The sequence below is a fragment of the Weizmannia sp. FSL K6-3076 genome (genome assembly GCF_038007245.1).
Lineage (GTDB): Bacteria > Bacillota > Bacilli > Bacillales > Bacillaceae_C > Weizmannia > Weizmannia faecalis.
The window spans coordinates 2,953,799-2,976,646 of record NZ_JBBOWU010000001.1 but is presented as its reverse complement, the minus strand read 5'-3'; the positions used below and the strand labels follow the sequence as shown (position 1 = coordinate 2,976,646).

Below are 22,848 nucleotides of genomic sequence, written 5' to 3'. Positions count from 1 at the left end.
CCCTCTTTTTCTAAAATTCGAACTGATATTCGAGAAGGATACAAATGAAATGCTGATTGCTTGAACAATTGCATCCTTTGAGCAAAATATTTGTGTATCTGAGATAGAGCTGGTAAATTGTTCCTGATTATTCCGTTTCGGGTTTTTAGATCTCCTTTATTTGCTGCTTTTCCAGGCCTCAATACATTTTTTTAAATATGCGCCTGGAAGCAATGCGATTGAACCTGAATTTATCGGTGCTTAGGAAGTGTCCGGCACGGATCCGGGCAAAACGATTCGTTTGAAAATGGCATGCTAAAGGAGGGCGCCATGTTCGCAGTTTTTTTAGGCATTGCAATTGGTTTCGGTTTGGCTGTACAAACAGCGATCAATTCCCAATTAAGAAAGTTTGTTGTATCTCCCTTTTTGGCTTCCATGATTTCATTTCTGGTTGGAACTGTCTTTTTGGCCGCTGCAACAGCTGTAAGCCGGACACCTTTAGGGGTTCCTACCAGTCTTTTCTTGAACCAGCCTGTTTGGATCTGGTTTGGTGGTATTTGCGGTGTGATCGGGCTGACTTCCAATATTCTCCTTTTCCCCAAACTGGGAAGTGTACAAACGACTGTCATGCCAATTTTAGGCATGATTCTCATGGGGATGCTCATCGACCAATTCGGCTGGTTTCACTCCATTAGACAATCGTTCGGCATAAACAGGGCGATTGGCGTATTTCTTGTCCTTGCAGGGGTAGTGTTTGCAGTCGTTGTTCCGGAAGCCATTGCAAAACGCCATTCTGCCATAGAAGAGCGAAAGGGAGAAAATATATGGATTTGGCGGCTGTTGGGAATCACGGCCGGTATGATTATGGCTGTCCAGGCAGCAATAAACGGAAAGTTGGGCACAGTGCTCCATTCTCCAGTTCACGCTGCCTTCATTTCATTTTTTGTCGGTTCTGTGGTGCTCGTCCTTATCGTTGGCATAAAAGACCGCAGTTTTATGAATATCAAGGAGCCGGTTAAGCAATCCGCTCCATGGTGGGTATGGCTTGGCGGCATCATCGGCGGGCTGTACATTTTGATTAACGTGTTGCTTGTCGATCATATTGGCACAGGGCAAACCGTGATCCTGGCACTGTTCGGCCAGATTACCGGGAGCCTTGTAGTGGAACGATTCGGTCTGTTTAAATCATTAAAGAGAAGAATTGTGCCCGTCCAAATACTGGGCCTCGCCATCATGCTTTCCGGTGTAATTTTAATCAAGATGTTTTAGTTCATACCTGTTCCGCTTGCTTTCCAATTGCGCAATCCCCGGCAGGAAAAACAGGTTCAAAACATGTGCATCATTTCTTTTAACGAATACGGCATTTTTCCAGCCCTTGCTCCGGCTGCCTGAAGTGCAGGTAATCTGCCTGTACTTTTTGCCCATCTTTCCGGCTTTTGCGGCTGTGCTGATTTCTTTGTCGCCTAAGAGAAACAGGCTGATGATTCCGATGCTGTGGTGTGTAAAGTCGCCTTCAAAAGCGATCCCCAACAGCCTGGACATGTATTTTGCCATGCCGATTCCTTTGAACGGTGCTGTAAAGGCGCGCTTTTGGCGAAGAGGATGAGACAAAAAGCGCGCCTTTATAACCGGCTGGGCTTGAACCCCGCTGTTTCAAAGGCATCATTTAACAAATTTCAAATGAAGGTTCCGGAAAGTTTATCGTGTTCTAAGCAAGTCTATTTTTTCTTTCCTTTAAGTGCTTTTTTGGGGATGCTATGGCTTATTTTCGTTTTCGAATGGGCGTGTGCCGTGGTTTTTCAAGTCACGATTACGTTCTGTAACCCATAACCATATTCCCCCTATAAAGATGGAAAATGCCAGTAATAAAAAGGGAATTCTATAGCTTTTAAAATAATCTACTAGAATTCCGAACAAAGCCGGCGAGATAACAATGAAAAACTGATTCAAAGTTAATGCAAAGCTCACGGTTAAACCGATAAAATGCGGGTTTGATTTTTCTGACACTAAAACAATAAATAAACTGAACCATCCCATTCCTAGAAATCCAAGCAGGAAACATAATAAGCTGGTGATCCATAAAGGAATAGAGGCTGGGAGAAATACCAAACAGGCTATACATATTACCGTTAACCAAATGGTGAGTTGTAATGGCTTGCTTCGATTCCCTTTAAATACGGTATCACTGATCCAGGCCAATATGACTCTTCCAACCATCCCTCCTACTAAGGCTAAACTTAAAAATAGCCCTGATAGGTTCAGACCGAATTGTAACGTATTCGTAAGATAGCTCATTAAATGGGCTACGATAATCAATTGTAAGGAAATCATCGTAATACCAATAAAAAACACAGGATAAAGTTCAGCGTTGTTTTTTATTTTGTTTATTTTTTCCATGAAGCCGTATTGCGCTTTTGGATTCTTGTTTTCTTGCCGGTCTTTGTAAAAAATGAGAAAAATGAATCCACCCAAAATAGCCACTGTGGCTTGCGCCAAAATGGCTGCCGATAACCCATAACGAAAATAAAAGTAAGGTAAGATGGCTGAGGCTAGTGCTCCGCCAATGGGGATGCCTGTTTGGCGGATTCCCATTGCCAAACCTCTGTGCTGGTTAGGAAACCACTTTATAATTGCGCTGCTTCCTCCTGGCTGTGCCGTTCCGTACCATATCCCTACAAACATTAAAATGATTAATAACCATACATATTTGTCTGTTGTAGAAGCGATGAATACATTCATTCCGAGAAGGATTGAGCCTGTTCCGACTATCCACTTTTCTCCATACTTATCCATCAGGTTTCCGAAAATAAGCATGGAAAAAATGGGGCCAATGTTCACTGCTGATACGATTAACCCTGTCTCGAACTGAGATAAGCTATACTGTTTTTGATAAAAAGTTGCCAATGGTCCCATCCCATAAGTGACAAACGTAGCACAAGTTTGTGAGAATGTTGCAATAAAAAGAATCACCCATTTATATGTATGGTTTTGAGCCATTGGGCGTGGTAGCATCATAAATCCCTTCCTTTCTTATTACTATACTATAAATAACTTATTGAAAAATCATACCCGGTATAACAACAAGGAAAAGACTGCAATACTCTTTAACAAGCAATTTGCAGCCTTTCTTAAATGTTATTTTAACCATTTGACTGAAATTTTCAAATTAAACCGCAGCTGATGAAAAAACAGGTTTAAAAACGCGTTCTTTTACATGGTTAAGATTGCGGTGGTTCCATAGGTTTGGGGCCACAATAACACGTTGCACCCATCGAAGTAGGCCACCCTATTCATCAAAACTGGGTTTAGAGGAATCACGTGAATGAAGTGTAAAACGATTATCAATATACACCAGACGGCCTGGAGATACATTAATGCCAAAGGATACTTTGCGTATTGCATTATGAAAATTATTCAAAGCATTAGCTGCTGTATCATTGATTGGCCTAACCATGTCAGGATAGAAAGCAACGGCTACCTCTGGAAGGCCGATGTTACCCTGAATAAGTGGTACTAACTCCGTTTCTTGCAGTTCACCCGGTATCGATGAACGCCAACGATATGGAACCTTGATATGATAGAGTGGCAATGACAGTTGATCAATATCGTTTTGCGACAAGAGAGCTAGTGCTTCGCGAGCATCAGAAACTCTGGTGAGAGGTCGTTCCGGATCATGACGTACACCCATTAGGATCAAACCACATGGAGAAAAGTTCATATTACCCATAAAATTTAAAGCAGCGTTCTCTATGTGGAAATCCAACTCAACTTCTGATCCAAGGCCGGTATATTCTTTCTTTTCTTTTATGGAGGGAATTAAATTATTCACAATATTATGCCCTTCATGTAGCATTGAATATGGCTCCCCCACTAATGCTCCCACTGCCATTATCAAATTTTCGCTAATGAATCCTGTCTTAGCCTCCGGTGTGAACACCTGTGGATGGGGAGTATACAGGACTGAATCATCTACTGGTAGATTTTCCAAAACCGTGATGTCAATGCAGAAGAGACAACTACTGATGAAAAAAAAGCCAATACTTTCAGCTGCACGTGATTGAGGACGATATTTACCGGGATTTATGGATCGATGAACCCGCCCCGCCCCCTTTAAAAACATTTGATCCACAGGGACAGGTATTGTATATTGGAAGTTTTTCGAAAACAATTGCAGCCGGTCTAAGGATCGGTTGGCTGGCAGGCCCTGAAAGTGTAATAAAACGCCTCAGTGACTTAAGAATGCAACTGGATTACGGCTCCAGCTATGTGTCGCAAATGCTGGTATTAGAAATGCTCTCTTCGGGATTATACGATAAACATATGGAAAGGACCAGAACCCGGTTGAAACAAAAAAGAGATTTTCTATTACAATTGCTAAACCGGCATTTGGCAGATTATGCAACGTGGTCCAAACCTTCAGGCGGATTTTTCATATGGGTAGCTTTTAAAGGTAATATAGATACAAGAAAATTATTCAAGGAATGTTTAAACTCTGGCGTATTGATAAATCCTGGATTTATTTATGATGATCATCACCATACGGTTCGATTGTCCTTCGCATATCCGAGTTTTGAAGAAATGGAAGAGGGAATCCTGACAATGAAGGCATTACTAGCTGATTACGGTTAATCAAACATCAATGCTTGTGCTGAAAATTTGTGGGGGCTGTTTTTTATTCTGTTACAGGTGCCAAATGGCATGGGCGTCTTTTTGTTTCAGCTTCCTGCTACATAAGTGAGCGTGTTTTTGATTTTGAAGAAATAAAAAAACAGGCCCTCCTTATCAGAGCCTGTTTTTTATCATTTTCTATATTAAGCTTTTTCAACGTTTGCAGCTTGCGGTCCGCGAGCACCTTGTTCAACATCAAAAGATACTTTTTGACCTTCGTCTAAAGTTTTGAAGCCCTCACCTTGGATAGCAGAGAAGTGAACGAATACATCGTCTGCACCATTTCGTTCAATAAAGCCAAAGCCCTTATCTGCGTTAAACCATTTTACTGTACCTTGTTCCATTTATATTGCCTCCTGGTGTGCAACTGCACACAATGTGTTACTATCCTTGTCCAAGGTGGTCATCAAGATGAAAAGTCATTCACTATGCCATTCTTTACACCGAACAAAAATAATTCTTCTTTAGTATACCTCAGGCGGGAGGAGATTGCAACTATTTTTTAAAAAATTGTTGTAATCCATCCGCCTGTGCATGGATGGGCAGCTTTAAAAGAAATCATTTTCATGTAAGGGGCAACACAATTTGCAAAACCATTGTATTTTTTCAAAACAATAAATAAAAATGACCGTGTTTTTGCTATAATAGACAAGTAAAATACTCGATAGGTGGGGCCGTTATGAAAATAGTATGTACTGGGTACGGGATATTTGCACCAAATACGAGGAGCATTGATCAGTATTTGTTTAACTTGAAAAACGGCGTTTGTACATTAAAAGTGGTGGAGGGCATGGGGCCAAAAGGAGAATCAACCATTGCTGGGCTTATCCAAGATGAAGACCTGGAACAAATAGAAGCAGATGATAAACTAAAGCGCCTCCCGAAAGTAACAAAAATGGGGGTTGCTGCAGTAAAAGAAGCAATTGCGTCTTCCGGGCTGGATGTCCGGCATAAAAAAGTAGGCTTGTTTTTTGGATCATCCCTTGGTGCTACGGGAGAGAAACTGTACCAGGATTCCATCCACTACGCCAATCAAGAACTGTATCGAAAAGTATCACTCATCTTCTCCCACTATGCGAATTACCATAGTATCACGGCTGCCATTGGCCATTATATCGGGGCTAGGGGCGTCGAAAAAACGATTACAACAGGTTGCACATCCAGTTTGGAAGCAGTAGAAGATGCAATCCTTTACTTGAAAAGTGGAAAAGTGGATGTGGCCATTGTTGGCGGAACGGACAGCCCTATATGTAATGCGACGACTTATGCGTTTGCAAAAACAAAAACGATCCCGCTTAACCAGACGCTTGAAGAAGGCGCTGTGCCGTTTCAAAAAGGAAGCAAGGGGTTTGCAATGTCAGAAGCGGCAGGGGCAATCGTGCTGGAAAGGGAAGAAGATGCCGTTCAACGAAAAGCAGATATAAAAGGCGAAATAGTTGATGTCGTTTCCAATAATGATGGGATCAATATTTTTTCATTGGACGAATCCGGGGACCAAATGTTAAACGCATTAAAAGAAGTCACAATGGGAAGAATGCCGGATTACATCAACAGCCAGGCACTTGGCATTGAACTGAACGACCAAATCGAGCAGCGCTGTTCCAAACAGTTGTTTAACCATGAAGTTCCCTATACTTCAATCAAAAGCATGTATGGCAATCCTTTTGGCGTCATTGGCATATTACAAGTCATTTCATCGCTTTTAAGTTTGCAATACGGCTTTATCCCGCCAACAATCCGAACAACCAGACGCGGGTATGAAGAAATGAATATTATAACAGAGACCATCTATCGGGAGGTTCATGAAGTGGCCATCACCAACCATGGATTTGGCGGCAATAACGCATGTGCCTATATGAAGAAATACATCAAGAGTTAGAAAGGGGATGAGGTACTATCGTTATTGGGGTATTGATTTTTACGATAGGATTCATTCCGATTGTCCTGGCCGTGAGCATGCAATCATTATATAAAGAGTTAAAGCTGTCTTTGGTATTGGGATTCTATATGCTTTTGATCACGGCCTGGCAATTCGATATCGGCGTCCTTTTTCTCGGAAAAGTATTAAGCAAGGAAACGATCCTTGTTCTTTTTAAATTTCTTCGAGGCGGGACGACTTTTTCCATACCAGTTGTATATTACATTGCTTTTTCTATTATAAAAGGCCAGCCGACACTTCTGGCAGGACGGAAATGGCTGGACAAACTATCGAATGTTTTACTCAATCAAAAGGTTTTATATTTTTTAATTTTCTGGAGTACGGTTATTTATTTTATAAACTGGACAAGTTTAGGTACAAAAGACCTGTATGTGGCGCATAAAAATGGAGAAAATGCCATCTTTTTATTTCCTGAATACGGGCCGCTGATCTGGCTGTATATTTTACATATGGGCAGCTTCTTACTGTTTTTAATCCTTATATTTTTGATGACGAAAAGAATGGTAAATCAAAATATGAAAAGATTCTTGGCAAGGTTTAGCCTGTATTCCCTGCTTTTATACATATTCGGTTTTTTAAACTTCTCTCCTGAAACCGGCGGTATTTCCAGCAGCATCGGGGTGATCATTTTCTCAACCTTGATCGTCATGGAGTTCATAAAGTTAGGTGCCAATATAAAGGCGAACTATTATGAACTTATGGAAAGGCAGATGAAATTGGATTATACCGGCAACTTAGCCGGAAGTTTGATTCATGAAGTAAAAAATGCGAATCAAATCATTAAGGGCTTTTCCCAAATGTTAAATGCAAGCGCCGGTATGGATGAAAAAGATAAAGTTTATTTGAATATGATAGAAAAATCCTCTGAGCATTTAGATGACTTAGTAGATAACTACAAGACGTATTTGAAGTCATCTTCCACCACTTTTAAGAAAGAAAATCTGGAATCGATTATCAGGGAGTCTCTTGCGTTTTCCCAAGTCATTTTAACAGAACATCATATTGAAGTTGAACTGAAGAATTGTTATCATTCCCTTGATGCGTACGTCAATAAAGCAAACTTGAAACAAGTTTTTATCAATCTCATTAAAAACAGCATAGAGGCGATTCCTGAAGATAGAAAAGACAAGAGAATTGCGATCCAGATTGAAGTGGACCAGGAAATGATTATGATTCATTTTAAAGATACCGGCACAGGGATTGGGCAGGAACAATGGGAAAGTGTTTTTAACCCTTTTTTGTCGTTGAAATCTGAAGGAATGGGATTAGGCTTGCCTTATGTAAAAAAGATCGTTATAGAGCATCTCGGCAATATCCGGATCGTTGAAAGTTCAACGGAAGGAACCCATTTTCAAATTGAGATTCCACAAAACGGGATATTAAACATGGACTAGCACTTCGCTTTTGGAAAACGGGCCGGAGCCTGAAATGCGCGGCAACCGCCAAATCTGGCGGGGATTTCCATCGTATTGCCATCCAAAACGGCGGGCAACATAAAGTGTCCCGCCGTTTTTGCACATCGATTTTTTTCCTGCTTTTGCGCCCAGCAATGCTTATTGGCTGACCTGCTTCCGCAAAACCGTTTCTTTCTAACCGTGCTTTCCGGATGGTTTCAGCGCACGGAACAACAGCGCTCTCCCGCTGTTGCGGAAGACCTGATTGACTCAGGAATCGTAACGGCCATTCCAATTCCTTCCAAACCATCTTGTTTACTCATTATACTATACCGGCTGCGACAATTTTCCTATGAAAATACATATTACACTAAAAATATAGAAAAATCCCTGGCCGGCTTGGTAAAATAGTATCAGGGACAATTTTTGAAGAAAGTCATTGCTTAGAGGGTTTTTGGAAAAATGGCTTAAAAGGCGGGATAAGGAGCAAATCAGCCAGGAAAAAATAGAAGCACTTGTCGATGCCAAATTAAAAGCGCTTTTGGCTGAAATGGGCAAAACAAAAGCCGGGCAGACTGCCAGTGCGGAAGATTATTCACTGACACCTAAACAAACGGAATATGCGCTGTCACTCGTATATCAGTTGCGGGGCGAATACGAACTCGCCATCCCGCCTTCTGCATTAACCGTAAAAGATCTGAACCGGCTGATCGCATACCCGAAGTTTAAAAACAAGGGAATATTGGTGAATCTTGTAAAAAAGGGAGTGCTGCTATGGATATAGGAAAATAAGCCCTGCCGCTTCGAAACGCAAGCCGGCGGCAGGGGAGGTGAAGCGCTTTGCTGATGGGAGAGAACGCACGGACGGGAGATGGATGAAATCCCCAGTGAACGATGCCCAAGCCGTGAAACAAAGACGGTAAATTGTCAGCGTGCAAATATTTGTCTGCCGTTTGGGAAATTGATGAAGAGCCGCCCATAGCTAAAAAAGCCCTGAAAACCTCTTTCCGTTTTCAGGGCGGTATTTCTCAATTATTCCGCTTTAAGCACTTTTTTTACACTGGAACTTTGGTTTTGGGCGGATTGTGCTTGGATCGTCTCGTCAATGGCTGCGTTTCTTTTCCGCATTTGTTTATGGTACCAGGCAAACAGCAGGATGTATCCGGCCAGTGCCAGAATGGAAAAAGCAATAAGCTTCAAATCCAGCGTATTAGCTGCTTTCCCAAACAAGATGGCGAGCATTTTCTCAATTGGATCCGAGTCAACAGATGAGAAGAGTGCGCCTTTTGAAAGCCCTGCCGGAAAACTGTGCATGGCAATCGATGCTGATGTTAAGAATTTGGCAATGAGTGTTGCCCCCCAAAGGAACAATGGGATCATCACCGTTCCGATAATGGTCATCCGGATCACTCTTCCACGGGTAACAATCAAGAGTGCCGGCGTCAGCACCGTCAGCAAAATCCCTCCAAGCGGCAAGACGTGGTTTCCTGGTAAAAACATGGCTTCCACTAACAGAATCGGCGCAAGAATGTTGGCTACCGCCCAAACTTCTGCTCTTGGGGCAAGAATCGGCCAGTCAATGGCGATAAACAGTTTTCTTCCGCGCAATCGCTTGCTCATGATTTGGGTAATCCCGTCTGATAGCGGGTCAATCGCCGGGGCAAACCATCCGCCGACAAAAGCAAACAATTCAAGCGAAACCCCTGCGGTAAAAGCAAGCGCAAAAGTATCTTTGAGAGATTGCTGCCCCAATAAACCGATGAAAATCCCGAGGTATGCACCAATCGCAAATTTGCTTCCCCAGAAACCGATTTTTTTATTGAGGGTTTCGGCATTAAAGTCAAACTTATCAATAAACGGGAGAAATTTGTCAATCACCTTGTTAAACACCATCGCAACTGGAGCGACTAACAATGACGGGTGTGCCGTTGTTGTAATATTGGTTTGGTCATAATCAAGGAGCTCATTAATAGTTGGTTTCATGACATCCGAATTGATCAGCATGAGCGCGTAAACAAATGCGACAAACAAAGTTGTGACAATCATATTGTTTCCGGAGTAATGCAAAATGAGCAATCCAAGAACGGAAATGTTCCAAATGTTAAACAGGTCGACATTTAATGTGCTGGTTGTCTTCGTAATCAAAAGAATGAAGTTTGTGATGAGACAAATAAAAGCAAAATAAAGTGTGTAAATCGATCCCCAGGTGATGACCGCGAGCGGCGCCCATCCTAGGTCGGTAATGCCAAGCGATACGCCGGTTGCCTTCACAAAGTTTTGAAGGGCCGGGCCGAACGCACTTGTCAATAATGAGATGACGGCACTCATACCTGTGAGCGCCAATGCCATCCGAATCCCGCCTTCAATGGAACGCGAGATGGATACGCCTACACACAAAGATAAAATGGTAATGATAAAAAACATCATGGCTGGTGCGCCTAAGTCTATAAAAAAGCGAAAACCTTCGTTTAATTTATCGACAATCATCATGGTTGTGTCCCTCCTTTTGCCTCGTAACCGGTTACGTAAACGAAACAAAAAGGATTGTCTATAATATAGCAAACTCCCAAAAAAAATTCAACCGTTTTCATAAAAGAAAATATATCCAAATTTCCTCTAGCATTTTGATCCCTTTTCTGAAAGGCGGCCTTTTTGCGGGAAAATGGAACGGCTTTCGCTTTTCAGCCAGCGTTGAATAGGCAAAAAGTTTAGGCTTGGCACAATTCTGGCGGCTTTTGCTAACATAAATGCATAGAACTTTGTACGCAAAAGTTGAGGGAGAGGAGAAATCAAACGTTTTTTGCAGCTATAGAAGTGATTACTATTTCTTTATATGAAGCAATGTCTATTCTGATCATCATTAAATGTTGGCACGAAAAATTTAAGTTCATTTTATATCTGCTGTTGAAATGCATGTTGCTGGTAAATCGAATTCTTGAAAATATTAACCGGCTAATTTTCATTCTTCCGCGGGTGCCCTATTTAATATGTCATGAGCATCTAATATTAGAAGGAAACCGGGAAATATACAGAAAAAATGATTTTACAAAAAGAAACCGTTGACAAAATAAAGAAAAAGGCTTACATTAGTAACGTAATCGGTTACGTAAGACGAAAAGGAGTTTATGCTCATGGTAACAATACGCGATGTGGCAAAAGCAGCTGGTGTTTCAACGGCAACGGTATCCAGAATTTTGAACAATAAAGGCGAAGCCAGCCCGGAAACGATTGAACGCGTACGTAAAATAGCAGAAGAAATGAACTATAAGCCTAATACATTGGCAAAAAGTTTATCAAAAGGAAATACAAACTTAATTGCTTTGCTGATTCCTTCGTTGGAAAATCCTTTTTTTCCGGAATTGGTGAAGGCGATTGAGGAAGCTGCCAATGCTTATGGTTACCATGTGTATTTATGCAACAGCGATGATGAACGTTCAAAAGTAAAATACTACTTGGATTCCGTTCTAAGCAGCTATGTAACAGGTGCGATTATTAATTCACTGTACGTGAAAACAAAAGATCTCGATTTCCTTGAAAGCCGGGGAGTCCGTACCATTACCATCGACAGGTCGCAGTCGGACCACCCTTATTCTTCCATTACGGTGGATCATAAAAAAGGAGCAAGGCTTGCGGTACGGCATCTTATAAAAGAAGGCGGATGCCGTAAAATTGTCCATCTGTCGGGCCCGAAAGATGAAAAAAGTGCAAATGACCGTTTAACCGGCTACCTGGAAGTTTTAAAAGAGGATGGGCATGGGCAAGTGCCACAGGTCGTTTACGGGAATTTCAGCATGGAAAGCGGATATGAAGCGGTGAAAGGCCTGATAAAAAGCGGAGCGTCCTTTGACGGCATTTTCAGTTCGAACGATGCCATGGCGTTAGGGGCCATCCGCGCTTGTACGGAAGCCGGGTTAAAAGTGCCTTCCGATATTAAAATCGTTGGCTATGATAATATCCAGTTTTCGCGATTCTCTACGCCGCAGTTATCGACGGTTGACCAGCAAAAACATAAGGCAGGCCGGCTGGCGATTGAGGAATTGATCCGGTTAATCCGGAACGAAAACGAAAAACCGAGGAAATATGAAGTAAAACCTGAACTTGTTGTACGGGAGTCATCGGTTGATTGATAGCCGGCAGGTTCCGGGGGATGGAGGGCTGAAAAACGCACCTTGATTCTTTGGAAGAAGGTATTTCCGTCCCCATTTGTTAAGCAAAAAAGGAAATGATGAGTCCGGGGCAAGGTTTTCAATTTTAGCTTCATGTAAGTGGGCGTTGCCCCTGTTTCGGTTTCCGTTTTAAAAAGAAAAACCCCCCATGGTGCGGGGTTATACGAGGAGTGAAAAAGATGAATAAAATAGGACCGTCTTTGATGTGTGCAGATTTGGGACGTTTAGCAGAAAACATAAAAGAGATGGATGAAGCCGGTGTTGATTTTTACCATCTTGATGTAATGGACGGCTTATTTGTGCCGAATTTCACACTTGGACCCGATTTTATCCGGACCGTCCGAAAGCTGACTGATAAACCATTGGATACACATTTAATGATTAAACAGCCTGAAAGATTCATTGATTTATTCGCTGACTGCGGATCAGATATGATCTCCATTCATGCAGAAGCAACCGATAATTTGCAGGGAGCACTTGCCAGGATCAAGAACAAGGGTTTAAAAGCCGGTGTTGCCATTAATCCAGCAACGCCGCTTGATGTGCTGGATTATGTCTATGACGTAACCGATTACGTTGTTGTAATGACGGTGAATCCGGGATTTGCCGGCCAGAAATTTATTCCGGCTGTGTATGATAAAATTGCCCGTCTCCATGAAACTATCACACGCAACAAATTTAATATTGAGATAGAGGTAGACGGGAATATCGGTGCATCTACGATTCCGGCCTGCAAAGAAAACGGCGCCACAATGTATGTGTGCGGAACAAGCGCCGTGTTTAAAAAGGAAGGCACGCTGCGGGAAAATGTGGAGCGTACGAGAAACTTATTAGACGCCCATGCTGCAGTGAACACGGCACCATCAGAAAAACGAAAATCAGCCGGCATATATGGATGAGGCATTGTGGCAATTGCATCATTAATAACGGACATACAGAGGAGGAACCGACAATGGAATTCGATGTTGTGGTGGTAGGAAGCATTAACATGGACGTTGTGGTAAACTGTGAAACTTATCCGAAATACGGGAATACGGAATTTTGCCAATCGATTAAAATGCTGCCGGGGGGCAAAGGTGCCAACCAGGCAGCCAGCGCAGCAACACTTGGCAAAAAGGTTGCAATGGTTGGTTCGGTCGGCAATGACAGCGCAGGCAACCAGATGCTTGAAAATTTGCGCAGCCGGGGTGTGGATGTCACCGGCGTTATGAAGACAGATAAAGCCGGAACCGGGACGTTTATTGCACTTGTGGACCAGTCAGGGGAAAACACGATGGTTGGCACAATCGGCGCCAATGAAGCATTAACCGGGCAAGATATTGAAAAAGCTTTCGCGAATTTGAAAGCGAAAATTTTATTGATACAAATGGAAACAAGCAAAGAGTCGATTTTAGCAGCCATGAAGCTGGCAAAACAACGCGGCATGTATGTTATTCTCGATCCGGCACCGGCTGGCGGCATTACACCGGAGGCTTTCCGATATGCTGATCTTGTACTGCCAAACAGCCAGGAAACGGAAGCGATCACGGGTATTAAAGTGACGGATAAAGAAAGTGCGCTGCTTGCGGCTCAAAAGATTCATGAACTCGGAGTCCCGAATGCCATTGTTAAAATGGGAAGCAAAGGCAGCCTTGTTTCTCAGCAAGGCAAAATCACTTTTGTCGATTCTATCCAAGTGCAGGCTGTGGATACGGTTGGGGCAGGCGACTGCTATGCCGGTGCCATTGCCGATGCGCTAATCGATACGGACGATCTTGTGGCGGCGGCCCGGTTTGCATCGGTTGCGGCCGGTATCAAAGTCTCACGTGCCGGCGGACAAGACGCGATTCCAACATTGGAAGAAATAAAAAAATATCAAGGCTTGACAATCGGTTGAGATCAAATCACCACAGGCATTGACAAATGATCCATAAAGGCAAGACCTGGTTTTCATGTGAAGGGAACCAGGTCTTTTGTTTTAAATTCTATCGCTTTTGATGAGTATAAAGCATAAGAACTGAAATGTGGAAAACGAACCCAGAAAAGGAACGCATTTACCGTTACAGTACCCGTCACCTGTAAAGCGCCAAATGATGTTTGGCAGATTGCGGGGGTGGCAAGTACTTCCTTTTTCACAAACACTTGTTGAAAATCCGTATGTGTAAAATTTTACTCGACGGGGCATATGAGTGGAAAAAATGGGAAGACGCTCTATCATCTAATTGTACACTTCAAGATGAACATCTAGAGAGAGAGGTCTTCCCATGGATATTATATCAATAATTGCTGGATTATTAAAGGATACAAAGAGTCTTATCGAATTTGAAGAACAGCTTAAACTTCTGATGCAGAAGGCTTTTACACAATGGGTTGGGGAAATATTTGAAGAGTTAGATAAAACAATTAAACAGGAGAAGTTAGAGGAGGGCTGGGTGTACTGCCGGAGTGATAACAGAAACATTCAGTTTCTATTTGGAAGTGTGACCTTTAAACGCTCATTAATGCATGACAAGAGAGGAAATTCCCATTATCCTCTGGATGAATGGTTAGGGCTGGTACCACACCAACGATACAGCCCGTTAGTGGAATTAAAGGTGGCAGAGTTGGCAAGTGAGAACACCTATCGGGAAGTAGCTGATATTTTAAAAGAGTGGACAGCAGTGAGTCTTAGTCACACAACTGTAGGGAACATGGTAAAACACGTAGGGAAAACTCAGGCGGAAGCCGATAAGGCACTTGTAGAAGAGCTAGAAATAGCTGTTTCCCTGCCTGAGGGGAAGAAGGTAGACTACCTGTTTTCTGAAGCAGATGGTGTATTCGTTCGGGGACTAAAAAAGAAACAGAGTATGGAAGTCCACCACGCCATTCTCTATGAGGGATGGCAAACCAATGGTAAAAGGGTCTCCCTGCGTCAGCCCACAGTCATCATGACAACGGAAGCCATCCAGACATTTTGGGATGAAGTCCAAGCCACAGCTGCCAACACCTACTCCCTCGAAAAAACGCATGTCATTACAAACAGTGATGGAGGTGCGGGATACACAGCTGAACGGTTTCAAACAGCTTTCTCACAGTCGGAATTTCCGGTGCTCAACCAGCTGGATACCTACCACGTTGCACAAGCCATCATAAGGACATTTGGGGGCGGAAAGAGCGAGATCAAGGAGCAAATTAGAAAAGCGATTAGAACGCATGACCTGGACCAATTCACGTTATATTTGGATACGCACGAAAGCACCTTGACGGATAAAAAGGCCCTCAAGAAAATCAAGGAATTCCGTTCGTATATCTTGAAAAACTGGGACCGCATTTTTGACTGGAGAGACAGGGTGAAAAACGTGCCGGAAGGTGCGAGAGGCCTAGGAGCGATGGAATCGAATCAAAGGCATATCTCCTTCAGGATGAAAAAAAGGGGCATGCATTGGAGTGAACTTGGCGCAGAAGCCATGGTGAAAATCAAACAAGGCATACTCAATGGGACATTGAGAGAAGCCTATCTGAAACACCGTTCAAGAAGCGAGAGAAAGCAACGGAACTTGAAACAATCCATCAGGATGTCTCAACTACTCAAGCAGCCTGTACGCCCGTCAGTGGGCGTAAAGCACGGATCAGTTGCCCTGCATTCAAGCAGTTCATCGGCAATGGGACATTTAAGCAAAATATTAGAGCTTTCGTTTTAAGCCTGGCTCAGTGGGGACTGATCGTTGAGGCGCGCGAAATTTACGAGACTCCTGCGGGAAAAGCGAGCCAGGAGAGACCCCGCAGCGAGGTACGAGCGAGGAGGCTCGCCGGCCGCCCGCGGAAAGCGAGTGAATTTCGCGCGCCTCAACATCCCCGTTATCCATCTTTATACGGAAATATTACATCTTTTCCGAAAATTACACCGAGCAAGTAAAGCACGGTAGCCGAAAGTGTACAAAAAGAGTGTCTTGGAATACCCGATATTTAAACCTTGTCGAGAAAAACTTGACACATACGAAAATCCTTCTCATTTGTAAATCGTGAAATCATGTATTAAGCTAATAGTGTCTTTCCTCGGGGAGCGGTCCTCTGGTATCTATTGCATTTTTCTAAGTATACGATGGATTTGATCGCGGGAAAATTGCGCGTATCTCATTTTGAAAGGAGGGAGGTTCATTTGAAGACTAGAAAGTATTTTTTATTTGCCGTTTTGCTCTTGTTTGGGGTGCTGATTTTACCTTCCATGGCGTCTGCGCATGCGTACATCGTAAAATCCAGCCCTTCTGAAAATGAAGTATGGAAAGCACCGCCGAAAAAGGTGACCATCCAATTTGATGAAAAAATCCAGCCCGTCAATTATTCCATTCAAGTATTTGATGAGGATGGGAAGCGGGTTGACCGGAAAGACGGAAGGATCAACTCCCGCAATGGGGCTGTTTTGGAATGCGGCTTGCGCACAAATTTGCCAAAAGGTACATATCAAATTCAATGGAAAGCGGTTTCCGGTGACGGGCACCCTGTCCAAGGCGTTATCCCTTTTCAAGTTGGATCCGGACATGAGGCGAAGCAACCATCCACTCCCGGAACGGAAACAGGGTATACGCCCAAAATCGACTTGATTTTGATCCGCTGGCTGCAATATGCCAGTTTTGCGTGTATTGCCGGCATGTTTTTCTTTTCCCTGTTCATTGTTCCGCGGGAGGCCGGCCACAATCCATATATAAAGAAAGCGTCCGGCAAGATGCTGCAAATGGGTATTTTGTTCCTGGCTGTGGGCACTTTATTGAGCTTGCCTTTAACGGCGTCCATTGAACTCACGACTTCATGGCGCCATGTGCTTCATGCCGGCGTATTAAAAAGCTTCACGACAAGTACGGCTTTTGGGCATATATGGCTGGTACAGATGGCCCTGTTGCTGTGCTTGGCTGCTTCGGTATTTTTCCATTCAAAGACGAAAAATCCCGCTTTGTTTTTTGCAGCACTCGTTCCCGCGCTTGGATGGGTGCTCACCAAAGCGTTGATTGGCCATGCTGCATCAGCCCCGCATCCTGTATGGCAGGTGACGCTGGATTTTCTCCATTTGCTTTCGGCAGAAATTTGGATTGGCAGCCTGGCTATGTTCTCCGTCTTTATGCCATTGGCAAGGCATGAGAATACAAAGCCGCATTATTTTCAGATGATCAGAGCATTTTCAAAATGGGGTATTGCCCTTGTCGTTGTTCTTGCTGTGACAGGCGTTTTGGGCAGCATCACCTATGTGCCAAACTTGCGATCACTCGTAACGACCTTTTATGGGAAAGTGCTGTTTGCTAAAATCCTGTTGCTTCTCGTGATGGTCATGCTTGCCGCGTTGAATTTTTGGAACGGAAGGCGAAGCAGAAAAAAAGGACTTTTTGCATCCGTATCGGGTGAACTGGCAACAGGGATTGCCGTACTTGTCCTCTCTGTCATTTTGACAAACTTACCGACTGCGACGGCGGCACCCGGACCGTTCAAAGAAACGAAAACTGTCCACCAACAAGAAGTGACGTTCTCGGCTACTCCGAATGTGATAGGGGAAAATACATTTACATTGTCGTTGAAAGACCGCAATGGACGGCCGATAGAGCATATCGAGCAAGTGACATTAACTTTTACTTCGCTTGAAATGGAAATGGGCAGCGAGTCGAAAGTATTGAAAAAAGTCAAAGACGGTTACTACCGCGCAAAAGGAATGGATTTCAATATGGCAGGCCATTGGAACGTGCATGTCCACGTTTTGAAAAAAGACTTGAATACCATCGACACGGATTTCTCTGTTCATGTTGGCAGCCAGCCTGATTGAGGGAAAAAAGATCAGTTTCTCTGTATTAGGCTGGAACGTGCATGCCTAAGTTTTGGAAAGACTTGAACACGATTGACTTGGATTTTTCCATTCGTGTCGCAAGCCAGCCTGACTGAGAGGGAAAGACGGCGTTCAAAAAGTGGTTCCAATGAAAGGAGAAAAGGAAAAATGTTGAAGAAGTTTGCCAGAGTCGTGCTGCCGGCATTTTTCGGTTTATTTCTGTTTGCAGGTGTAGCAAGTGCCCACGTAACCGTGAGCCCGGCCACATCTACAACCGGCGCGTGGGAAACCTATACGATTAAAGTGCCGACAGAAAAAAATATTCCAACGACCAAAGTCACAATTAAAACACCAAAGGGCGTCGAAATTGAATCATATGAACCGGTGCCGGGTTGGACCTATTCAGCTGAAAAAGGTTCAGACGGAAAAACCAAGACCTTTACTTTCAAGGCTGATGGAAAAGGCATTTTACCGGGACAGTTCCAGCAGTTTACAATTGTTGCTACAAACCCGAATCGTGAGACCGAAATCGCCTGGGATGCGTACCAATATTACAAAGACGGCAGTATTGTCGAGTGGACGCAGGACAAAAACGGCGACAACCCCCATTCAATTACAAAAATAGTAAAAGGTTCGGACACCGGTCAAGCCCAAACCCATGATACAACAACCAACGACGACAAAACATCCGGCTCTTCATCCAACACCCTGCCGCTCATCTTGTCAATCGTATCGGTTGTGCTATCACTGGTTGCCTTGATCATGGCCTTTCGGAAAAAGTAATAATGTGCGCCGGTCATCGCTCAGGGTGGCAGGCGCTGTTTTCTTCCATGGATTGTAAATGGCAGAAAAGCGGTAAAGCAAAAGTTTCCCGCTATATATCACATATTTAAGTCCCGTTTTCGGTAAAACAAATAAGTGCAGGCGGAAAAGGTGGTAATCAGCAGCAGTACAAGGATCGCGTGAAAGGCTTAGGCGGTCCCCGTTTACAATATCCTGGATTGGCTACCCATTTCCTTAACAGAAACGGCTAATCGGGCAGATTCTGTTTATGTACGTGAGTCGTTCTAAAAAATTGGGAGATAAACGCAAAAATGAGTATTGAAAAACGAACGTTTGTCCTTTATAATAAAACTGAAAAATAAGAAAAGGAGTGCTGCCATTGGAACTTGTAATGGAAAAACATGCCGGTTATCACGTGCATGACCGTTTGTTTAAGGAGCTGATCCAAAACTTTTTTCAGGAGTTTATGGATGCCTTTTTCCCGGATCTTTCAGCGGATCTCGACTACCGCCGGGTGCGGTTTTTGTCGCAGGAACAGTTTACGGACTTTCCGGGCGGTGAGCAAAAACGGGTTGACATCCTCGCCGAAACGAAGGTAAAAGGGAAAGACACCGTGATTCTCATCCATGTTGAGCCGCAGTCGTATTACGAAAAGCCTTTTCCTGAACGCATGTTTCGTTATTACATGATGATCAGTCTCCGGCACCGGAAACCGGTATTGCCGATTGCCGTTTTCAGTTATGAGGAGAAAACAGAGACCCCTGATACGTACACCTTTGCGTTCCACAACATTGAAATTCTTCGTTTTCACTATTTATCCATTCATCTGATGAAACAAAATTGGAGAAATTATATCCGGAGCAACAACCCTGTTGCCGCGGCATTATTAAGCAAAATGGGGTATACAGAAACAGAACGGGTGCAGGTCAAACTGGAGTTTCTGCGGATGCTGGCCCGGATGGAACTCGACCCTGCAAAAATGAGGCTGTTACACGGTTTCTTTGATTATTATTTAAAATTGAACGAAAAAGAGGAGGCGGAAGTAATGGAAAACATTAAAATGCTGGATCCGGACGAAGCAGAGCAAGTATTGAAATTGCCGAATTCCTATTTTGACCGCGGGTATAAGAAGGGGAAAGAGGAAGGCAGAGAAGAAGGAATTGAAATAGGAGTAGAGAAGGGAAGAGAAGAAGGAATTGAAATAGGAGTAGAGAAGGGGAGAGAAGAAGAGAGAAAAGAAATGTTACAAACGATCCCAATTGCCATCAAAATGTTGCAGGAGGGTAGGGAGCTTCAATTAATTGTGGAAAAAACTGGCCTGAGCCAGAGAGAAGTGGAAAAAATAAAACAACAATTGGAGCATTCATAAGATGGAAGTCAGGCTGCCTGGTGTGGATGGAAAAGAAGTTGTTTTAGACTTGCCGAACTATTATTATGACCTCGGGTATAAAAAAGGATTTAAAGAGGGATTTAAAGAAGGATTTAAAGAAGGATTTAAAGAAGGAGTAAAGGAGGGAAGAGAAGAAGAAAGAACACGATTGATTATCAACTTTCTAAAAAATCAAGTGGATGTGAAGGTCATTGCCCAAGCATCCGGCTTGAGTGAAGACGAGATCATGAAAATCAAAAGGTAGATAGAGGGGTAGGAGCAATAGCCCCTTCTTATCACCTGTTTGATTGTAAACCCATAAAAATAAAAACAGATTGGAAAGTGAAGAAATTCGTCTTCTCTGATAGACCCCTGTTACTCAAACTCATTTAAAAAGACCATGGTTTGCGGTTTTTTCAAAGTTCCTAAGGGAATAATTTAAGTAAAAGAATGAGGTGATGACATGGGAAATGCTGAACAAAATAGGGAAGCAGTCTCCAAGCTACGGGAATTAATAAAAGATATTGACACAGCCATGCTGACTACAATGTCGGACAAAGGCCTTGTCGCACGCCCAATGAAGACGCAAGATGTTGAGTTTGATGGAGATTTGTGGTTTTTCACAAAAAAAGATACGGATAAGTTTCATGAAATTTTACACAACCGTGAAGTAAATGTTACCTACGCTGGAAAGTCTTATGTGTCCGTCCGCGGCACTGCCGAGATTGTCGAAGACCCCGCAAAGAAGAAAGAATATTGGAGCGCCGGTTATGAGAAACTCTTGAAAACGAGTTACGATGATCCAAACGTAATATTGCTAAAAGTGAATGTGAAATCTGCCGAGTACTGGGATTCCGGAAACTTCGCGAAGATGGTCATTCATTTCTTTAACAGAGTGGTTGGCAATGAGACCGATGATGACCATTTAAACGAAACTTTGAAATTTAAATAATACAGAAGAGCCGGTTAGTCCGGCTTCCCTGTATCTCTGCTATATAAAATGAACTTAAGTTTTTCGTGCCAAAATCAATGGCGATCACGATTGACATTGATTTTGGTAACATATAGAGAAGTAGTAAATGTTTAGTTCAACTTATATAGTCGGTATTGAAATAGGGACAATCGTCCTCTAAAATAAAACTGAAAAATAAGAAAAGGAGTGCTGCCATTGGAACTTGTAATGGAAAAACATGCCGGTTATCACGTGCATGATCGTTTTTTTAAAGAGCTGATCCAAAACTTTTTTCAGGAGTTTATGGAGGCGTTTTTTCCGGATGTGTCAACGGATCTTGACTACCGCCGGGTGAGGTTTTTGTCGCAGGAACAGTTTACGGACTTTCCGGGCGGTGAGCAAAAACGGGTTGACATCCTTGCCGAAACGAAGGTAAAAGGGAAAGACACGGTGATTCTCATCCATGTAGAGCCGCAGTCGTATTACGAGAAACCTTTTCCTGAACGCATGTTTCGTTATTACATGATGATCAGTCTGCGGCACCGGAAACCGGTATTGCCGATTGCCGTTTTTAGTTACGAGGAGAAAACAGAAACCCCTGATACGTACACCTTTGCGTTCCACAACATTGAAATTCTTCGTTTTCACTATTTATCCATTCATCTGATGAAGCAAAATTGGAGAAATTATATCCGGAGCAACAACCCTGTTGCTGCGGCATTATTAAGCAAAATGGGGTATACAGAAAAAGAACGGGTGCAGGTCAAACTGGAGTTTCTGCGGATGCTGGCGCGGATGGAACTCGACCCTGCAAAAATGAGACTGCTATACGGTTTCTTTGATTATTATTTAAAATTGAACGAAAAAGAGGAGGCGGAAGTAATGGAAAACATTAAAATGCTGGATCCGGACGAAGCAGAGCAAGTATTGAAATTACCGAATTCCTATTTTGATCGCGGGTATAAGAAGGGAAGAGAAGAAGAAAGAGAACGATTGATTATCAATTTACTAAAAAATCGAGTGGATGTAAAAGTCATTGCCCAAGCATCCGGCTTGAGTGAAGACGAGATCATGAAGATCAAAAGGCAGATAGAAGGGGAAAAGCCTTGAATCAGAGTTATGATGAGGCGGAGCAAGTATTGAAATTGCCGAATTCTTACTTTGACCGCGGGTATAAGAAGGGGAAAGAGGAAGGAATTGAAATAGGAGTAGAGAAGGGGAGAGAAGAAGAAAGAGAAGAAGAAAGAGAAGAAGGAAAAAAGGTTAAGAAGATTTATTGTTAACTTGCTAAAAAATCAAGTGGATGTGAAGGTCATTGTCCAGGCATCTGGCTTGAGTGAAGACGAGATCATGAAAATCAAAAGGCAGATAGAAGGGGGAAAGCCTTGAACCCGAGTTATGACGAAGCAGAGCAAGTATTGAAGCTGCCGAATCCCTATTTTGACCGCGGCATAAGAAGGGGGAGAGAAGAAAAAAGAAAAGAATTTTTTGCAAACGATCCCAATTGCCATCAAAATGTTGCAGGAGGGTATGGAGCTTCAATTAATTGTGGAAAAAACTGGCCTGAGCCAGAGAGAAGTGGAAAAAATAAAACAACAATTGGAGCATTCATAAGATGGAAGTCAGGCTGCCTGGTGTGGATGGAAAAGAAGTTGTTTTAGACTTGCCGAACTATTATTATGACCTCGGGTATGAAAAGGGATTTAAAGATGGGTTTAAAGAGGGATTTAAGGAGGGATTTAAAGAATTATTTGAAAAAGGAGTATAAGGAAGGGCAGAAAGGCATTCTTACAAACCATTGTGACCGGGATGCTCAAGAATGGCGTGGAGCCAC

General features: G+C 43.1%; 21 protein-coding genes and 2 pseudogenes. 18 read left to right on the top strand and 5 right to left on the bottom strand.

Annotation, left to right across the window (positions count from 1 at the left end; all coding sequences use genetic code 11):
* Positions 1-309: 309 nt before the first annotated feature.
* The gene (locus NSS95_RS14110; RefSeq protein WP_026684429.1) at positions 310-1,248 is read left to right on the top strand and encodes a DMT family transporter; all 939 of its coding nucleotides are present in this window, start codon (positions 310-312) and stop codon (positions 1,246-1,248) included.
* Here the strand turns inward: NSS95_RS14110 and NSS95_RS14105 are convergent.
* The 3 genes from NSS95_RS14105 to NSS95_RS14095 form a co-directional block, all read right to left on the bottom strand.
* The gene (locus tag NSS95_RS14105; protein WP_328229894.1) at positions 1,231-1,533 is read right to left on the bottom strand and encodes a hypothetical protein; all 303 of its coding nucleotides are present in this window, start codon (positions 1,531-1,533) and stop codon (positions 1,231-1,233) included. The two genes, NSS95_RS14110 and NSS95_RS14105, sit on opposite strands and share 18 nt — an antisense overlap.
* Before the next feature lie 201 nt (positions 1,534-1,734).
* Positions 1,735-2,994: an MFS transporter gene (locus NSS95_RS14100; RefSeq protein ID WP_017552336.1), complete on the bottom strand. Its 1,260-nt coding sequence runs from the start codon at positions 2,992-2,994 to the stop codon at positions 1,735-1,737.
* A gap of 271 nt (positions 2,995-3,265) precedes the next feature.
* Positions 3,266-3,832 (bottom strand): TauD/TfdA family dioxygenase, encoded by a 567-nt coding sequence (locus tag NSS95_RS14095; RefSeq protein WP_017552337.1) that lies wholly within the window; start codon positions 3,830-3,832, stop codon positions 3,266-3,268.
* A gap of 200 nt (positions 3,833-4,032) precedes the next feature.
* On the opposite strand from NSS95_RS14095, the gene NSS95_RS14090 reads away from it, so the two are divergent.
* Complete coding sequence (locus tag NSS95_RS14090; protein ID WP_017552338.1) at positions 4,033-4,608, top strand: aminotransferase-like domain-containing protein; 576 nt, start codon at positions 4,033-4,035, stop codon at positions 4,606-4,608.
* 182 nt (positions 4,609-4,790) lie between these two features.
* Here NSS95_RS14090 and NSS95_RS14085 read toward each other — a convergent pair whose 3' ends face one another.
* Entirely contained in the window at positions 4,791-4,991 is a 201-nt protein-coding gene (locus NSS95_RS14085; protein ID WP_017552339.1) for a cold-shock protein, read from the bottom strand.
* Positions 4,992-5,326: 335 nt separating this feature from the next.
* On the opposite strand from NSS95_RS14085, the gene NSS95_RS14080 reads away from it, so the two are divergent.
* The 3 genes from NSS95_RS14080 to NSS95_RS14070 all read left to right on the top strand — a co-directional run bounded on the left by NSS95_RS14080 (position 5,327) and on the right by NSS95_RS14070 (position 8,764).
* Complete coding sequence (locus tag NSS95_RS14080; RefSeq protein WP_017552341.1) at positions 5,327-6,526, top strand: beta-ketoacyl synthase N-terminal-like domain-containing protein; 1,200 nt, start codon at positions 5,327-5,329, stop codon at positions 6,524-6,526.
* Between the two features lie 32 nt (positions 6,527-6,558).
* Positions 6,559-7,980, top strand: coding sequence for a sensor histidine kinase (locus tag NSS95_RS14075; RefSeq protein ID WP_017552342.1), 1,422 nt, complete (start codon positions 6,559-6,561; stop codon positions 7,978-7,980).
* 454 nt (positions 7,981-8,434) lie between these two features.
* Positions 8,435-8,764, top strand: a complete 330-nt coding sequence (locus NSS95_RS14070; protein ID WP_014097035.1) for a hypothetical protein — start codon at positions 8,435-8,437, stop codon at positions 8,762-8,764.
* A gap of 248 nt (positions 8,765-9,012) precedes the next feature.
* Here the strand turns inward: NSS95_RS14070 and NSS95_RS14065 are convergent, their stop codons facing one another.
* Positions 9,013-10,470, bottom strand: a complete 1,458-nt coding sequence (locus tag NSS95_RS14065; RefSeq protein ID WP_017552344.1) for a PTS transporter subunit IIC — start codon at positions 10,468-10,470, stop codon at positions 9,013-9,015.
* 641 nt (positions 10,471-11,111) lie between these two features.
* Between NSS95_RS14065 and NSS95_RS14060 the strand changes: the two genes are divergently transcribed.
* From NSS95_RS14060 to NSS95_RS17015, 13 genes and pseudogenes are all read left to right on the top strand, one after another.
* Complete coding sequence (locus NSS95_RS14060; protein ID WP_014097037.1) at positions 11,112-12,107, top strand: LacI family DNA-binding transcriptional regulator; 996 nt, start codon at positions 11,112-11,114, stop codon at positions 12,105-12,107.
* A 218-nt stretch (positions 12,108-12,325) separates the two neighbouring features.
* A complete protein-coding gene (rpe, locus tag NSS95_RS14055) occupies positions 12,326-13,045 on the top strand; it encodes a ribulose-phosphate 3-epimerase (protein ID WP_017552347.1) in 720 nt (239 codons plus the stop codon).
* Positions 13,046-13,098: 53 nt separating this feature from the next.
* Entirely contained in the window at positions 13,099-14,022 is a 924-nt protein-coding gene (locus NSS95_RS14050; protein WP_014097039.1) for a PfkB family carbohydrate kinase, read from the top strand.
* A gap of 367 nt (positions 14,023-14,389) precedes the next feature.
* The gene (locus NSS95_RS14045; protein ID WP_340713992.1) at positions 14,390-15,805 is read left to right on the top strand and encodes an ISLre2-like element ISBco6 family transposase; all 1,416 of its coding nucleotides are present in this window, start codon (positions 14,390-14,392) and stop codon (positions 15,803-15,805) included.
* Positions 15,806-16,263: 458 nt separating this feature from the next.
* Positions 16,264-17,910 (top strand): copper resistance CopC/CopD family protein, encoded by a 1,647-nt coding sequence (locus NSS95_RS14040; protein ID WP_014097041.1) that lies wholly within the window; start codon positions 16,264-16,266, stop codon positions 17,908-17,910.
* Positions 17,911-18,078: 168 nt separating this feature from the next.
* On the top strand, positions 18,079-18,693 hold the full coding sequence (locus NSS95_RS14035; protein WP_014097042.1) for a YcnI family copper-binding membrane protein: 615 nt from the start codon (positions 18,079-18,081) through the stop codon (positions 18,691-18,693).
* A gap of 379 nt (positions 18,694-19,072) precedes the next feature.
* The gene (locus tag NSS95_RS14030) at positions 19,073-20,062 is read left to right on the top strand and encodes an Rpn family recombination-promoting nuclease/putative transposase (protein WP_014097043.1); all 990 of its coding nucleotides are present in this window, start codon (positions 19,073-19,075) and stop codon (positions 20,060-20,062) included.
* A gap of 1 nt (position 20,063) precedes the next feature.
* Positions 20,064-20,327: a hypothetical protein gene (locus NSS95_RS14025; protein WP_017550090.1), complete on the top strand. Its 264-nt coding sequence runs from the start codon at positions 20,064-20,066 to the stop codon at positions 20,325-20,327.
* Positions 20,328-20,525: 198 nt separating this feature from the next.
* Positions 20,526-21,014, top strand: coding sequence for a pyridoxamine 5'-phosphate oxidase family protein (locus NSS95_RS14020; RefSeq protein ID WP_014097045.1), 489 nt, complete (start codon positions 20,526-20,528; stop codon positions 21,012-21,014).
* Positions 21,015-21,230: 216 nt separating this feature from the next.
* Positions 21,231-22,124 carry an Rpn family recombination-promoting nuclease/putative transposase gene (locus NSS95_RS14015; protein ID WP_048339777.1) on the top strand — a complete coding sequence of 298 codons (894 nt, stop codon included), beginning with the start codon at positions 21,231-21,233 and terminating at the stop codon, positions 22,122-22,124.
* Positions 22,121-22,403, top strand: a pseudogene (locus tag NSS95_RS14010) (hypothetical protein). The gene NSS95_RS14015 and the pseudogene NSS95_RS14010 overlap by 4 nt, the downstream one beginning before the upstream one ends.
* Positions 22,400-22,628: pseudogene (locus NSS95_RS14005) on the top strand (hypothetical protein). Before NSS95_RS14010 ends, NSS95_RS14005 begins: the two co-directional pseudogenes overlap by 4 nt.
* A gap of 1 nt (position 22,629) precedes the next feature.
* The gene (locus NSS95_RS17015) at positions 22,630-22,782 is read left to right on the top strand and encodes a hypothetical protein (protein WP_014097049.1); all 153 of its coding nucleotides are present in this window, start codon (positions 22,630-22,632) and stop codon (positions 22,780-22,782) included.
* Positions 22,783-22,848: the final 66 nt, after the last annotated feature.